The organism is Edwardsiella hoshinae NBRC 105699 = ATCC 33379 (assembly GCF_000474215.1).
In the GTDB taxonomy this organism is placed as follows: Bacteria; Pseudomonadota; Gammaproteobacteria; order Enterobacterales; family Enterobacteriaceae; genus Edwardsiella; species Edwardsiella hoshinae.
Genome location: NZ_BAUC01000078.1, coordinates 1 through 803, shown reverse-complemented (window position 1 = coordinate 803; position 803 = coordinate 1). Strand labels below are relative to the sequence as shown.

At 58.2% G+C, this 803-nt stretch carries 1 protein-coding gene; it reads right to left on the bottom strand.

The annotated features are described in order from the left end of the window. The coding region (locus EHO01S_RS16965) for an amino acid permease (protein ID WP_024525053.1) at positions 1-803 on the bottom strand (803 nt) is incomplete at both ends.

Genomic DNA, 803 nt, shown 5'->3' with positions numbered 1-803 from the left:
TCGAAGGCCACCAGCAGACTCTGGGTCAGGTTGATGTCGGACTGCGGAATGATAAAGGCGATAGCCAGGGTGCCGAAGACGAAGATCACCACGGTACCCAACGCCGCCAGCATGATGGCGATCGGGTAGTTACGCTGCGGATTCTCCACATCCTTGACGTGAATGGCGTTCATCTCCATCCCAGCGTAGAACAGGAAGATACTGGCCGCCAACACCACGTTGTTAAAGTTGGTGAAGTCGGGGATCACCTGATCCCAGCTCAGGGTGATCTGCGGCGTGCCGCCACCGATCAGGTAGGCGAAGCCTAATACGATCAGGATCGCCGCCGGAATGATGGTGCCGATGATCCCGCCCCACTTGGAGACCTTGGCGAAAGTACTCACTCCCTTGAAGGCGATAAAGGTCGCCAGCCAGTAGATACAGAGTACGATCGGCAAGATGAAGAAGCGGTTAGCCGATAACGCTTGGTCCCAGCTTTGGTGAGGACCGATAAAGGCCAGGGATACCGCCCCGAAGGTCAGCGCAGTCGGGAACCACACCGTCACCTCGGTCCATAGCATAAACATCGCCAGGAACGCCCAGTGCGGCCCGAAGGCCTCGCCGACCCAGCGGAACACCCCCCCTTTCTCCGGCCAGCCGGTGGCCAACTCCGCCGCCACCAACGAGACCGGGATCAGGAAGAAGATCGCCGCAAACAGATAGTAGAAAATCGAGCTTAATCCGTATTCCGCCTCTGCCGGTAGCCCGCGTAGACTCACGACGGCGACGATATTCATGATCGCCAGCGTCATGATACTCAGCTT